This is a genomic window from Bartonella alsatica (genome assembly GCF_013388295.1).
Lineage (GTDB): Bacteria > Pseudomonadota > Alphaproteobacteria > Rhizobiales > Rhizobiaceae > Bartonella > Bartonella alsatica.
Genome location: NZ_CP058235.1, coordinates 1,334,265 through 1,347,870 on the forward strand (window position 1 = coordinate 1,334,265; position 13,606 = coordinate 1,347,870).

Annotated in this window: 10 protein-coding genes; 6 read left to right on the plus strand and 4 right to left on the minus strand. The window is 35.9% G+C overall.

Features of this window, described 5'->3' with window-relative positions; genetic code table 11:
* Nucleotide 1 precedes the first annotated feature (1 nt).
* Nucleotides 2-883 (minus strand): methyltransferase domain-containing protein, encoded by an 882-nt coding sequence (locus HWV54_RS05460; RefSeq protein WP_005865933.1) that lies wholly within the window; start codon nt 881-883, stop codon nt 2-4.
* Between the two features lie 185 nt (nt 884-1,068).
* On the opposite strand from HWV54_RS05460, the gene HWV54_RS05465 reads away from it, so the two are divergent.
* Together HWV54_RS05465 and grxC are read left to right on the plus strand one after the other, a co-directional pair.
* The gene (locus HWV54_RS05465) at nt 1,069-1,854 is read left to right on the plus strand and encodes a ComF family protein (RefSeq protein WP_005865931.1); all 786 of its coding nucleotides are present in this window, start codon (nt 1,069-1,071) and stop codon (nt 1,852-1,854) included.
* Between the two features lie 48 nt (nt 1,855-1,902).
* A complete protein-coding gene (gene grxC, locus HWV54_RS05470) occupies nt 1,903-2,166 on the plus strand; it encodes a glutaredoxin 3 (RefSeq protein ID WP_005865929.1) in 264 nt (87 codons plus the stop codon).
* A 7-nt stretch (nt 2,167-2,173) separates the two neighbouring features.
* On the opposite strand, the gene ubiG is transcribed toward grxC, so the two are convergent.
* Nucleotides 2,174-2,920, minus strand: coding sequence for a bifunctional 2-polyprenyl-6-hydroxyphenol methylase/3-demethylubiquinol 3-O-methyltransferase UbiG (gene ubiG, locus HWV54_RS05475; RefSeq protein ID WP_005865927.1), 747 nt, complete (start codon nt 2,918-2,920; stop codon nt 2,174-2,176).
* Between the two features lie 191 nt (nt 2,921-3,111).
* Here ubiG and HWV54_RS05480 point away from each other — a divergent pair, with 191 nt between their 5' ends.
* Entirely contained in the window at nt 3,112-4,368 is a 1,257-nt protein-coding gene (locus tag HWV54_RS05480) for an aspartate kinase (RefSeq protein ID WP_005865926.1), read from the plus strand.
* Nucleotides 4,369-5,000: 632 nt separating this feature from the next.
* Here the strand turns inward: HWV54_RS05480 and nhaA are convergent.
* Both nhaA and HWV54_RS05490 read right to left on the minus strand, forming a co-directional pair.
* The gene (gene nhaA, locus HWV54_RS05485) at nt 5,001-6,353 is read right to left on the minus strand and encodes a Na+/H+ antiporter NhaA (protein ID WP_005865924.1); all 1,353 of its coding nucleotides are present in this window, start codon (nt 6,351-6,353) and stop codon (nt 5,001-5,003) included.
* Between the two features lie 150 nt (nt 6,354-6,503).
* Entirely contained in the window at nt 6,504-8,195 is a 1,692-nt protein-coding gene (locus HWV54_RS05490) for a hypothetical protein (protein ID WP_040296459.1), read from the minus strand.
* A gap of 393 nt (nt 8,196-8,588) precedes the next feature.
* On the opposite strand from HWV54_RS05490, the gene HWV54_RS05495 reads away from it, so the two are divergent.
* The 3 genes from HWV54_RS05495 (at nt 8,589) to der (ending at nt 13,054) form a co-directional block, all read left to right on the plus strand.
* Nucleotides 8,589-10,361 carry an SLC13 family permease gene (locus tag HWV54_RS05495; protein WP_040296458.1) on the plus strand — a complete coding sequence of 591 codons (1,773 nt, stop codon included), beginning with the start codon at nt 8,589-8,591 and terminating at the stop codon, nt 10,359-10,361.
* A gap of 589 nt (nt 10,362-10,950) precedes the next feature.
* Nucleotides 10,951-11,622 carry a DUF2659 family protein gene (locus tag HWV54_RS05500; RefSeq protein WP_005865918.1) on the plus strand — a complete coding sequence of 224 codons (672 nt, stop codon included), beginning with the start codon at nt 10,951-10,953 and terminating at the stop codon, nt 11,620-11,622.
* 4 nt (nt 11,623-11,626) lie between these two features.
* Nucleotides 11,627-13,054, plus strand: coding sequence for a ribosome biogenesis GTPase Der (gene der / locus HWV54_RS05505; protein WP_005865916.1), 1,428 nt, complete (start codon nt 11,627-11,629; stop codon nt 13,052-13,054).
* Nucleotides 13,055-13,606 lie beyond the last annotated feature (552 nt).

Sequence of the window (13,606 nt, forward strand, 5' to 3'; positions counted from 1 at the left end):
TTTATGGTGTTTTGGGCTGTTTTACTAAAACATCTGCAAGAGAAGTTTGCGCTGATCCTGGCCTTATAGGTTTTTGCTGGTTTGGGTGAGGAGCCCAACCAGAAAGCCAAATGAAAGAAAAATGTGCACGAATACGACCATCGGGATCACTAAATCGTTGTGCATAAATTTCAGCAGCACGGAAAAAAAAGCGTTTGGATACGGGACGCCGTGAGCGATTTATGAGCGCATTTTGCATTCCCATAGCTTTAAGGTCATGCATAAGATCAAATATTGTATTATAGCGTATTGTGATATCTTCGACATCTGCTACAGGTATAGCAAAACCAACACGCTGTAAAAGAGCACCTATCTCACGAATGTCGGCAAAAGGATAAATTCTAGGGCTTCCTCCGCCATAGATTTCAATTTCAGCTTGTAGGAGGCATTCACGTAATTCTACAAGTGTACCAGCTCCCGCCATAACAGCCAAAAATAAACCGTCTGGTTTAAGGATATTTTTTATCTGACTAAGAACGCCAGGAGTATCATTGGTCAATTGTAATGAAAGGAGTGAAACTACAAGGTCACAATAATTTTGAGGGAAATCGAGGAATTCTCGATAACGTAAATGAAATTTTTCATGGCTTTGATAAAGCATATCTGTTTCAACGCGTTCTATGGAATGAACTTTTCCTGATTTCAGTAAAGCTTGCGCGGCAAGATCTGTATGGCTGTGTAAATCTAAAGCTAATGTAAAGAGACGATCAACAGTACTCAGACGTTTATAGAGATCTTCAGCCATGTGGGACAGTAAAAAGTCGTACCCTTCTTTTGCTTTTTTGAAAGCACGTTTGCGGAATTGTTCAATGCGGTCATGATCAAAAATTAAAGGATGCGACATTTTGTTAAGGTCTTTCGATTTGTAATGTGTGTATTTTGAGAAGGTTCATTTTTGCACAAGCTTTGTCAAGTTTATGATGTGAAAGAAAAACAAATTTATAAAAAGTAAGAATTTTTAAAGGAATTAAAATTAAAAAATGTGAAAGGATTTTTTATACAGGGAAGCTATAAAAGCCTAAATTAACAATGTCGTGCTTTCAAGAATTAACTTTAAATAGAGGGAATATATTAAGTAAGTTCATTGAGCGCTTTTTGACAATTTTGTATCCCCCATTTTGCCCTGGATGTAAGCAAAGAGTTTCTGCTTATGGTACAATTTGTTCTGATTGTTGGAAAGGTTTTCAATTTATCACAAAGCCTTATTGTCCTGTTATGGGAATCCCTTTTATTTGTGATATGGGGGATGGTTTTCTTAGTGGTGAAGCTCTTAAAAATTCTCTTCCTTTTTCGCGTGTTCGCTCGGCTATTATTCATAAGGGAGTAGCACAAGTTCTGGTAACGCGATTAAAATATGGTGATCATATAGAACTGGCATCTTTTATGGCTAATTGGATGATATTTGCTGGGCGCGAGATTATTGATGATTGTGATGTTATTATTTCGGTTCCTTTGCATTTTCGTCGTTTTTTAAGGCGGCGTTATAATCAATCTGCCGAGCTTGCTCGCTATATTGCACTAGCGCAGAAAAAAAGTTTTAAGCCTGGCTGGCTTGTGCGTTGTCGACATACCCGCCCGCAGGTGAATTTATCTGCTAGGGAACGAAAATTGAATGTGCTGAATGCTTTTGAAGTGCCACGTAAAGTTAGAAAATATCTAAAGGGACTTTCCATTTTATTAATTGATGATGTTTTCACAACAGGTGCGACAGTTACAGCAGCTGCTGCAACATTAAAACGTGCAGGTGCACGGCAGGTTGATGTGTTAACATTTTCGCGTGTACTAAAAGAGACTTCAGTGCTTCCTGCTTCTTAAGAGAATTTTTAAGTTGGAACTACTTTGAAAATATTGGAGAATAACACTATGAAAGAGATAATACTCTATACACGTCCTAATTGTCCTTACTGCATGAAAGCACGTGATTTACTTGATAAAAAAGGGATAAAATATACAGATATTGATGCGTCAACTTCTCTTCGACAAGAAATGGTGCAACGAGCGCATGGACGCAATACATTTCCACAAATTTTTATCGGTGATTATCATGTTGGCGGTTGCGATGATCTGTATGCTTTAGAAGATGAGGGGAAGCTCAATTCTTTGTTGCAAGGTGTACAGAAATTGTAGAATATGCTCACCTAAAATTTTTTGCCAGAAGCAGATAATTAACGTCCATATTTTTTGAACGATTCCAACTGTCATTTAATGGATTATAGGTAATACCAATTTCGTCGACGACAGTGAGAGCGTTTTGTAATAAGAGATTTTTAAGTTCTCGAGGTTTTAGGAATTTTTTATAGTCATGAGTTCCTTTAGGAAGCCAACGTAAAACGTATTCGGCGCCTACAATCGCTAGTCCCCATGCTTTCCAGGTGCGGTTGAGTGTTGAGACAAACATCAGCCCTTTTGGTTTAAGCATTTTTGCTGTGGCTGCTATGAAGAGATTGACATCAGCAACATGTTCAACAACTTCCATATTGAGGATGATATCAAATTTCTCTCCTTCAGCGGCTAGCACTTCTGCCGTAGTGGTACGATAATCAATTGAAAAGCCGTTTTGGAATGCGTGAATTTTTGCGACTTCAATATTTGTTGGTGCAGCATCAGCTCCTACGACTATAGCACCGAGTTGTGCCATTGGTTCGCATAGCAAACCACCACCACAGCCAATATCAAGAATTCTCAAATTTTCGAAAGGCATAAGTGAAACAGGATTGCGATTAAATTCTAAACAAATTTTTTCTCTAATATAAGCAAGACGTGTTGGATTGAATTGATGAAGTGGGCGAAATTTTCCTTGTGGATTCCACCATTCCGCAGCAATACGTGAAAAATGATCAAGTTCATTTTGATCAATGGTGCTACGTGTTTTATTTACCATGTCACTCTCCTTGTTATTTTTATGCCAAATCAGGTGGATTTTATCTTAAAGTCAAGGGAAATTAATATGAACATAACTAACCTTGCACAAATGATAGATATTCGGTATGTGAAAAGATGGTTTTTTGATAGGATAGTAAGGCACTATTCCCACTGTCGTTTAAGATAAGAAATGTAAAAAGAGTGTGATTGATGGCGCGCATTGTTATGAAATTTGGCGGAACATCTGTAGCTAACGTTGAACGTATTCATAATGTTGCACGGCATGTCAAAAAAGAGGTGGATGCAGGTAATGAAGTTGCCGTTGTGGTATCTGCAATGGCTGGAAAAACCAATGAGCTTGTTCAGTGGACTTATGAAGCTTCATCCATACATAAAGATGCTTACGAATATGATGTCGTTGTTTCTTCTGCTGAGCAAGTAACGGCGGGTTTATTGGCTCTTACACTCCAAGAAATGGGAATAAATGCTCGTTCATGGCTTGGTTGGCAAATTCCTATTCACACGGATAGTGCGCATAGTCGTGCACGTATTACAAATATTGATGGATCTTTTTTAATACAACATTTTCAAGAAGGTCAGGTAGCAGTTATTGCTGGTTTTCAGGGGTTAGCTCCAGATAATCGGATCTCTACTTTAGGACGCGGGGGATCAGATACGAGTGCTGTTGCTATAGCGGCAGCTATACAGGCTGATCGTTGCGATATTTATACAGATGTGGATGGCGTTTACACAACAGATCCACGTATAGAACCTAAAGCAAGTCGTTTAACAAAGGTCGCTTTTGAAGAAATGCTGGAAATGGCTTCTCTTGGTGCAAAAGTTTTACAGGTTCGTTCTGTTGAATTGGCAATGGTTCATAAAGTCCGTACCTTTGTACGTTCGAGTTTTGAGGATCCTGATGCGTTAGGCTTAGGGGATCCAATGAATTATTCTGGAACACTTATTTGTGATGAGGATGAAATTGTGGAACAACAAAATGTTACTGGTATTGCTTTTGCTAAGGATGAAGCACAAATTTCGCTTCGTCGGCTTGCAGATCGTCCAGGGATTTCTGCAGCGATTTTTGGTCCTTTGGCTGAAGAGCGGATTAATGTTGATATGATTGTGCAAAATATTTCTGAAGATGGTTCAAAAACAGATATGACTTTTACTGTACCATCAGCAGATGTGGATAAGGCTGTTGCGCTTCTTGAGAAAAATCGTAAAGAAATTGGGTTTGATGTTATCCAATCTGAAAGCGATCTTGCCAAGGTATCTATTATTGGTATTGGAATGCGCAGCCATGCAGGTGTTGCAGCTACAGCATTTAAGGCTTTAGCTGAAAAGGGTATTAATATTCAAGCAATCACGACTTCAGAAATTAAGATTTCGATTTTGATTGATAGCGCTTATACTGAACTTGCGGTTAGAACGTTACATGCTGTTTACAGTCTTGATAAGGGATAAGCGTTTTTTAGTTCTAAAAAAATTTCAAAATAACATGAAGCATTCATATGTGTAGAATTTACTACATAAACTTTTAGTAGAAAAGGAAAGGTGCACTACTCGTAAAAAATATTCTCAATTTAGAAAATACGTAAAAGCCTTCTTTTTTTGACTTACTGATTTATGGTTTTTGATTTATCTACTCTTTGTGGACTTAGAGAGGACGATTGACATTAAGTACAGTAAAAAAGTTTTTCATAGTTTTCAATAAACAAAATGTTATGCCCTTTATTATGAAAATCATAGTTTGTACAATGATAATAAGCTGAAAAACATTAAAAATATGCCATCTAAGATTTTGGTAAAGATACTTGCAAAGAGCAATTTATTTTGTGTTTTTTAGTTTCTAATTATTTTAATGTACATTATCTATTTGCACTTTTCAGTTAAGGCTACTATTTCTCTCAGTAGAGTAAAATAGATTTTAAAAGAAATAAGCTTTTTTCATTTATTTCTTGATAAAGAGCCGAAGTAGATTAGAAAGTTTTTCTTATTTATTTCTATAATTGTGATGAATTCTGGCACAATAAATAAATCTGATCACTTTTTTTAAAGCTAGCATAAAAGTGTATTGTTATTTAGTTTATTGAGAACTACAAAGGGGCTTTTTTATTGCGCTTAATGTAAATAAATCCATATGCAAGGCCTACAAGCGCAGATAAACCAGATCCACAAAGGACACCAATTTTTGCAGAATCAAGTAGGATAATATCCTTAAAAGCAAGCATTGAAACGAAGATAGACATTGTAAAGCCAATACCCGCTAAAAATCCAATGAGCAAAATGCCTGGCCATGTTATTTGGGGAGGCAGGCGGCATAGTCCTGATTTTACTGCTAGATAACTGGCAGCAATAATACCACAAGGTTTTCCGACAAAGAGTCCAATAACAACACCAAGAACAATCAAGAATGATTCATGAGAAGAAAGATCAAAATTTGCAAAACTAACACCAGCGTTTGCAAAGGCAAAAATTGGCATAACGCCGTACGCTACCCATGGATGCAATGCTTTTTGAATACGCGTTACTGGTGCAATCATATCACGTTGTCCTTTACGCATTTTTTTCAATGCAGTTGAAATATGATGCAAGTCTGTTTTTATATTTTTTTCTTGAAGCACTTGCATTGCATTGCTTAAAACGGTGAGCGGTGCTACAAGGGTACGGGTAGGAAAAACTGGAGTCATCATGCCTAAAATCACACCAGCAAGTGATGGATGAACACCTGTTGCCATTAACCCCCACCAGATGATTATACCAGGTAGAATATAAAGCCATGCCGATGCGAGTCCAATCCATTGAAAAAACAACACTAAAGCAATACCTGCTGCTGCAATAATTAAACCACTAGGATCAATATTCGTTGAGTAAAAGAAAGCAATGATAAGGACAGCAATAATGTCATCAATAATTGCTAAGGATAAGAGGATAATATGAAGGTTAGAAGGAATTTTTTTTCCAAGAAGAGCCAGAATACCTAGCGCAAAAGCAATATCTGTTGCGGTTGGCACAGCCCAACCATATGTACGTCCTTCATGAAAGTTGAAGCTGAAATAAATAATTGCTGGAAAACAAACCCCACCTATTGCTGCAACAATTGGCAAAACTGCTTGTTTAAAATTAGCAAGAGCTCCTTCATGAATTTCGCGTCGGATTTCCATTCCTGCGACAAGAAAGAAAATAGTCATGAGAGCGTCATTGACCCAGAAATGTAAATCCCATGAGAAAGTGAAATGGCCAAAGTTAAAGCCAAAAGGTGTATGCCAAAAGGATTCATAAAGAGAAGCATATTTAGAATTGGCTAAAATAAGTGCAGTAGCAGCAGCTAATAAAAGAACAATACCGCTGAGAGCTTCAATATGGAGAAAACGCTCGATAGCAGAAAGTGCTTGATTTGTGACACGAGAAGCACGATTAGGTAGACGATTTGAAGATAAATTAGACATGAACAACTCCAATTATCAACAATTTCACAAATTATATTTTTGCGTAAACTATTCTGTATGATACTCTCTTGTATCATACAAAAGCAAAAAGAGAAATAAAGCTCTTAAATTTATAGATAAAATCAACATATTGAAATCTAAACATGCTTTTTAATGTGATACTTCATTTTTGACAGTTAGATGTATTTTATTCAAAGCTGTGGATAAATCATTTTGTAGGGTGGATTGGAGATCAGCTACTGTAAGGCCTTTGTTATTTTTTGCTTTAATTTTAATGAACAATGTCTGAGGATTTTTAGCGAAGTCACCAAGAGCTTTTGAGATCTTTTCTGCTTCATCATGAGTTTTTAGCAGCAGTTTTGGGCTTTGTATCATCATCAGATAGAAATAATCATAGAGTTCTTTTTTGAGATCATATTTTTTATCATTAAGATTTTGTGCAAGATAAGAAAAAAACTTATCAATGAAACCAGCATCCGTATAGCGGATATCAATTTCATTAATACCAAGGCGTTGAGAAGCAGCAATCATTACGTTTTTCTGACCGGAGAAGAGTGTTTCATCAACATTAATAACTTTAGCTGATATTTTTCCAGAACCCACATCTTTTATGTTGAAAGACATTGCATTAAGAAAGAGCATACGCTTTCTATCATCATAAGAAATATCCAATTTTCCTGAAAGATCAAAGTATTCAAGGTTTATCTTTTTGAGAAAGTCTAAGTCTTTTTCTTCTATTTTTTTAGGTAGAATTGAAAGGTTATCGAGAGAAAGAAGAAATTTTTTGGGTATAGGTTGTTTCCACAAACTTGGTTTGAATTGAAATGATTTAAGCGTTGCTTTCAACTGCGGTATATCAACAGTGACATGATCAATTTTTGCATCAGCTGAAGTAATAGCGAGCAATGTGTTTAAAAGAATACCATTTCGTGTTGTTTTTTTAGCAGCCTGATTATTTTCTTTGCTTGCATTAAGATAAGTTTTGGTTAATTTTTCAGGTGTTTGTTCAAACGGCTTCATTTTTAGCCCAGATATTTTTAATTGACCGAGAGAAAAAGAAGAATTTTTTTCTATATCTTCAAAAATATTAACTCTTATATTATTTAGAGAAATCGGACCGGTAATGGTTTTACTTTGATTGATAGGATTACTTTTTCCAAAAATCATAGAATATGCGTAATTGATGTCAATATCATGCGCTCTTATTGTATCACTTTTAGCGATAAGATGCATCTGTTTGACACCATTTGCAGCGATTGTTGTCAGGTCCATGTTTTTGATGCTAACAGAACGGATATGCCCATTTTTAAAATCAGAAAGCTGAAAATTTTTTATCTCAAATTTTTCGATACGTTTATTCACATTTTCTACAGAAAACCGTACAACAGGAGCAACAATTGAGGCAAGTTCAATACGCATAATTGATTGTAAAAGGCGTGACGTGATCGTTCTATCTTTTTTCTTAAAAAAGACATTATTGAAAGAAACTTTGGGAATTTTTACACGAATATTGTTATACTTTAAATCAACATTATAAAATGTAAAAGTGCCAGGAATAAAAGAAATAGGAGGACGCGCTGAAATGGCACCGATTTTAAGTGATACACCAGCAGGGACAGGAAGTATAACATTTGTCAAATTAACTTTGCCTGTGATGCTGACATCGGATGTTTGTGCTTTTATAGAACGGTATGCTATCTCTCGTTTCACAAAACTATTCAGATAGGGCTTTACTGTATAAAAACTACCAACAAATATAATTGCCAAGATAACAATAAACCCAAGAATATAAGTTAACCAGTATTTTAGATTATCTTGATATTCACTCTTAAGATTGGCCATCATTTCTTTTTCCGCTTTTATCATTCTCTATGAGAGGGGAGATAAATTTTTAAGCAACGACAAAGGCTAAGGTATAGCATGTACCAGTTTCGACAGTTACTTCTTTCTATTCTTTTTGACATGTAGAGTTATTCCCATCTTTTTTGCAAGACGCTTTTATGAACTGTCACCAATTTTTATAGTTTTTGTATTTTATAATTTTTATGATTTTAGCATTTTATCAAAAAGCATTCCTAGAAAGCAGAGGAGTTACACGTTGATTATAATTTATCACTTTAAAATCACTGTAAAGTGCCCCCCTTGTTTGCTTTTATCTTGCTGCTGTTTATCAGAATAGTTAAAACATAAAGATATGTGTTGTTCGTTGTAATCTAACGGAGAGAAATGGTTGTCATGACAGAAAATCAAATAATAGCCTTTTTTATCATTGGTCTCATGATGATTGTTTTTATTTGGGACCGATTCCGTTATGATCTTGTTGCTATTTGTACATTATTGATTGCTTGTACTATTGGACTTATTAGTCCAAAAGAGGCATTTAGCGGTTTTAGTAACGATATTGTTATTATCGTGGGAAGTGTGTTTGTTGTCAGTACGGCTGTATCGCGTTCTGGTGTAATGGAATTTATTATCCAACGGATATGGCCAGATGTGAAATCAGTGCGTCTTCAGTTAGCTTTTTTGGTTATTTCTGTAGTGTTTTTATCGATGTTTGTTAAAAATATTGGTGCTATAGCTATCATGCTTCCTATTGCTTTTCAATTTGCTCGTCGTTCTCAGGTTTCACCTTCTGTTTTTTTGATGCCTATGGCATTTGGTTCTTTGTTGGGTGGCCTTATGACACAGACCGGAACTTCTCCGAACGTTGTTATTTCAGCTATGCAAGAACGTTTAACAGGGGTACCTTTTACCATGTTTGATTTTACACCGGTTGGTGCGGTTGTTGCTACTGCTGGTGTATTATATCTGATCTTTTTTTCTTGGCGCTTACCTGTGCGTGTGCGTTCAGGTGTATCGTTTGATGATGCTATTGATATTCGTAACTATGTTTCCGAAGTGCAGATTCCAACAAATTCACCGATTGTAGGAAAAACTGTTGTTGATCTTGTTAAGCCATCAGGTGGAGATGTCATGGTGATTCAAATCATTAGAAACAAAATATTTATTTCACCATTGCCAGATTTTGTTTTATCTGAAAATGATATTGTTTTGCTGGAAGGTTCGCATACAGGGTTAGATAGCGTGATGAATTCTGCTCGTTTAGAATTTTCTACTGGTCGAACTATTTCTACAAGTGATAAGACTAGTGATATCGATATTATTGAAGCAGTCATAACACATAATTCTCCTCTTATTGGTATCAGTGCGAAAGAGTTTTCATTATTGGATCGCTATGATGTGAATTTTCTTGCGTTAAGTCGTCAACATGAAAGGATACGGGGAAGACTTGGTGATATTGTTTTCCATCTTGGAGATGTAATTGTTTTGCAGGGACAAGATGTGGTTATTCCAAATTTGTTACGAGAATTGAAATGTTTGCCCTTAGCCAAACGTAATATTGTGTTTGGTAATTTACGACATGGTTTCGTATCTTTAGCTATACTCTTTATAGCGATCATTTGTACTGCTTTTCATATTGTTCCAGTCGCCTTTTCTTTTTTTTCTGCTGCTGCTGCAATGGTTATTTTTCGAGTTTTGCCAGCGCGTGATTTGTATCAAGCATTAGATGGCCAAATATTAGTATTATTAGCAACCCTTATTCCAGTGAGTGAAGCGTTAGAGAAAACAGGATGTACAGATCTTGTAGGCCAATGGTTAAGCCAATTAGCAATATTTTTTCCACCATATGGTGCATTAGCACTTATATTGGTTACAGCCATGTTGGTAACGCCATTTTTGAATAACGCAGCGACAGTGATGATGGTAGCACCAATCGCATCAAGTTTTGCTCATTCTCTTCATTATAAACCTGAAGCTTTTCTGATGGCTGTTGCAATTGGTGCGGGGTGTGAATTTCTTACACCTATTGGACATCAAAGTAATATGCTCGTGATGGCACCAGGGGGATATCGTTTTAGTGATTATCCACGCTTTGGTGCTCCGTTGGCTGTATTGATAGTCATTGTTGCTGTTCCGATGCTCATGTGGGTTTGGCCATTACAATAAAATATTTTTAGAAACTGTAAGTATCGATCATGAAAGGTAATCAATCTGATAAGATAAGTTGAAGAGATATAGTTTATGCAAATAGTTTTGTTTTGAATCTAGATTCTTGATTAACTTTTATCATGAAGTTCCCCCATTTCTTTTATCCTGGATAATAAGACTTGTTTATCAGATTATAGGTGTTTGCAATTATGAAAATAGAGCAATACTTCTCTAGCTAAAGGTTTTTTAATAAATTGCTTTCCTATGGTCTTTTTACAATGAGGATTTTTAAAAATGTAATAGAACCGTTATTTTAAAGTCTTTATATAATGAGGAGGACTACAAATAATTCTTGATATGATGGGCAAGTATGGCATGATAGATATTAGTTAATGATAATTTTTTCAAAGTTTAAAAAGACATAAAGACTGTAGTATAAACCAGAAAGCAGTTACATTATTTTTGATTGATGTAGTTGCAAAAGTCAAAGAGATTCAGATACAAATTGTTTCGAAATTAATGGGATAGAAGTTTTTAATTAGGGCTACCATTTTTGTCCGTTTACGCGTAAAAGCACAGAAAAATGGTTTTTTTCAAGGTATGATATATGTCGTATGATAGTTTTATCGCTGAAGTTAATGCGGAATTTCGTCAGGAAAAGGCTCTTTCTTTTTGGAGACGTTATGGTTTTTTAGTTATTGGGGCAGTCATTTTTTTTATACTCATGATAGTTGCTTATCAAATTTACTATCATGAGCAAGTAAAGAAAGCCGGTTATATTGGTGATTCATTTGTAAAAAGTCTCGAGTTTGCAGATACACATCATTTCGATGAGGCGATGAAGCAATTGGAAAATGTTAAAGTTTCTAACTTTGGAGGCTATCCTTTTCTTGCTCGTTTACGTGAGGCTTCTTTACTTATGGAAAAAGGTAATACTGTTAAATCGGTAGAGATCTTTGATTCTGTTGCAGCTGATGAAAAAGCACCACAAATGTTACGTCAAGTTGCGAAAATTAGGGCTGCTTATATTTTAGTTGATGCAGGGACTTTGGATGAAGTGGAAAAACGCATCAAAGATATGGCTAATGATGTTGACCCTATGCGTATGTCTGCAAGAGAGGCTTTAGGCTTAGCCGCTTATAAAGCGGGTAAGATGGATGAGGCGGTTTATTATTTTAGGAAAATTTCTGAAGAAGGTACTCTAGGATCCAAAATAGCAGATCGGGCGCGAATTATGCTTGAGCTTATGCAAGCTGAGGGTAAGGCAAATAAGGAATAAATTGATGAGCCTTACCATTGCTATAGTTGGTTGTCCTAATGTTGGGAAGTCAACACTCTTTAATCGTTTGGTCGGGCAAAAATTGGCTTTAGTTGATGATAAGCCAGGTGTGACACGTGATCGACGTATTCATGCAGCAAAACTTCAAGATCTGCATTTTGATGTAATTGATACAGCTGGGTTGGAAGAAGCGGCTGATCATACACTTGAAGGTCGTATGCGTTTTCAGACGAAAACAGCTATTGATGAAGCGGATCTTATTTTATTTATGTTTGATGCGAAGAGGGGAATAACACCGAGTGATTTAAATTTTGCTTCATTGGTGCGCAAGTCAGGGAAACCTATTGTGCTTGTTGCTAATAAGTCCGAGTCAAAAGAAGCAAAAAAAGGAGAGTATGAAGCGTGGTCATTAGGTTTGGGGGAGCCTTGTCCAATATCTGCTGAACATGGTTTGGGGCTTACGGATCTTCGCGGTGCAATTATAGATGCTGTTGGAAGAGAACGTGCTTTTGAGAGCAAAAACGAAAAAAAGTATATTTCTGTACAGCCTTCTTCTGTTGGTGATAATGTGGAAGATTTGAAGGAAGAAAGGCTTGTTTGCGATGAAAATAAGCTCATTCGGATTGCAATTGCTGGTCGTCCTAATACAGGAAAATCAACCCTCATCAATAGTATGTTGAGGCAAGATCGTTTGTTAACAGGATCTGAAGCGGGGCTTACGCGTGATTCTATTTCTGTAGATTGGGAATGGCGTGGACATCGTATTAAACTTTTTGATACTGCGGGTTTGCGTCGAAAATCAAAAATTCAAGAAAAATTAGAAAAACTTTCTGTTACCGATACTTTACGAGCAATTCGTTTCGCAGAGGTAGTGGTGATTGTTTTTGATATAACTGCACCTTTTGAAAAACAGGATTTGCAAATTGTTGATCTTGTGATTCGTGAAGGGCGAGTTCCACTTATTGCTTTTAATAAGTGGGATCTTGTTGAAAATAGTCAGGTGACATTGATTGATTTGTATGAAAAATGTAACCGTCTTCTCCCCCAAGTTCGTGGTTTAAGAGCTGTTCCTTTATCGGGCCAATATGGTCAAGGGATTGATAAACTGATGGAAAATGTCATTATGATGCATCGCGTGTGGAATCGCCGTATTTCCACGGGAAAATTGAATCGATGGCTTGAAACTATTGTTGCACATCACCCACCACCTGCAATTTCAGGGCGCCGACTTAAAGTTAAATATATAACACAGGTTAAAACACGTCCTCCTGGATTTGTGATTTCTTGTTCTCGGCCAAAGGTCATGCCTCAATCGTATTTACGTTATCTTTCTAATGGATTACGTGATACATTTGATATGCCTGGTGTACCAATTCGCATATCGTTACGAGCGTCTGATAATCCTTTTGCAGCACGTTTCAGAAAAAAATGACATTTCTTTGTTTTTAAAGTGAATAATTCTATATTTAAGAACAAGTTGAAAAATAAGTTTTTTTATAACTTATTACAGCTTATTATCGATAATAAATTGATCATTTCAATAGATTAAGAGCGTTACCTTTTAAAATAAAAAAAATTTTTATTGAGCAATACAGAATAGTGCAATAATTGAGGGTAACAATAGATAACTATAGTACTGTCTTGTGTGAAGGAAATTTTAGGAACTATATTTGGGCAGAAATGCTAATTTACGGTGATTTATTCAAATAAAAAGCGAAAAATTTTTCCAATCTGTCAATATTTTCTTATCACGTGAAAGCCTCCAAAAACTAGATGCAGTTATAGAAAGTGGTGTAGAATTCATATTTAAGGTCCTTTTTACGCAGATTTATTGCATAACCTATCTTAAATCTCAGTCCTTAGTTATGCATTAAGTGTAGAAACCTCATTAGTACTGTCTTTATTTACTGACGATGAATGAAATGTACACTATTAACTTATTTCTAAAGGAAACTTTCTCTGTATATTTTAAAGTTTTGTCATG

Excerpts from the sequence above, each read along its gene's own strand:
- HWV54_RS05465 (WP_005865931.1), top strand. The coding sequence starts at position 1,069 with ATGTCGTGCTTTCAAGAATTAACTTTAAATAGAGGGAATATATTAAGT.
- grxC (WP_005865929.1), top strand. The coding sequence starts at position 1,903 with ATGAAAGAGATAATACTCTATACACGTCCTAATTGTCCTTACTGCATG.
- HWV54_RS05480 (WP_005865926.1), top strand. The coding sequence starts at position 3,112 with ATGGCGCGCATTGTTATGAAATTTGGCGGAACATCTGTAGCTAACGTT.
- HWV54_RS05500 (WP_005865918.1), top strand. The coding sequence starts at position 10,951 with ATGTCGTATGATAGTTTTATCGCTGAAGTTAATGCGGAATTTCGTCAG.
- nhaA (WP_005865924.1), bottom strand. The coding sequence starts at position 6,353 with ATGTCTAATTTATCTTCAAATCGTCTACCTAATCGTGCTTCTCGTGTC.
- HWV54_RS05460 (WP_005865933.1), bottom strand. The coding sequence starts at position 883 with ATGTCGCATCCTTTAATTTTTGATCATGACCGCATTGAACAATTCCGC.
- HWV54_RS05495 (WP_040296458.1), top strand. The coding sequence starts at position 8,589 with ATGACAGAAAATCAAATAATAGCCTTTTTTATCATTGGTCTCATGATG.
- HWV54_RS05490 (WP_040296459.1), bottom strand. The coding sequence starts at position 8,195 with ATGGCCAATCTTAAGAGTGAATATCAAGATAATCTAAAATACTGGTTA.
- ubiG (WP_005865927.1), bottom strand. The coding sequence starts at position 2,920 with ATGGTAAATAAAACACGTAGCACCATTGATCAAAATGAACTTGATCAT.
- der (WP_005865916.1), top strand. The coding sequence starts at position 11,627 with ATGAGCCTTACCATTGCTATAGTTGGTTGTCCTAATGTTGGGAAGTCA.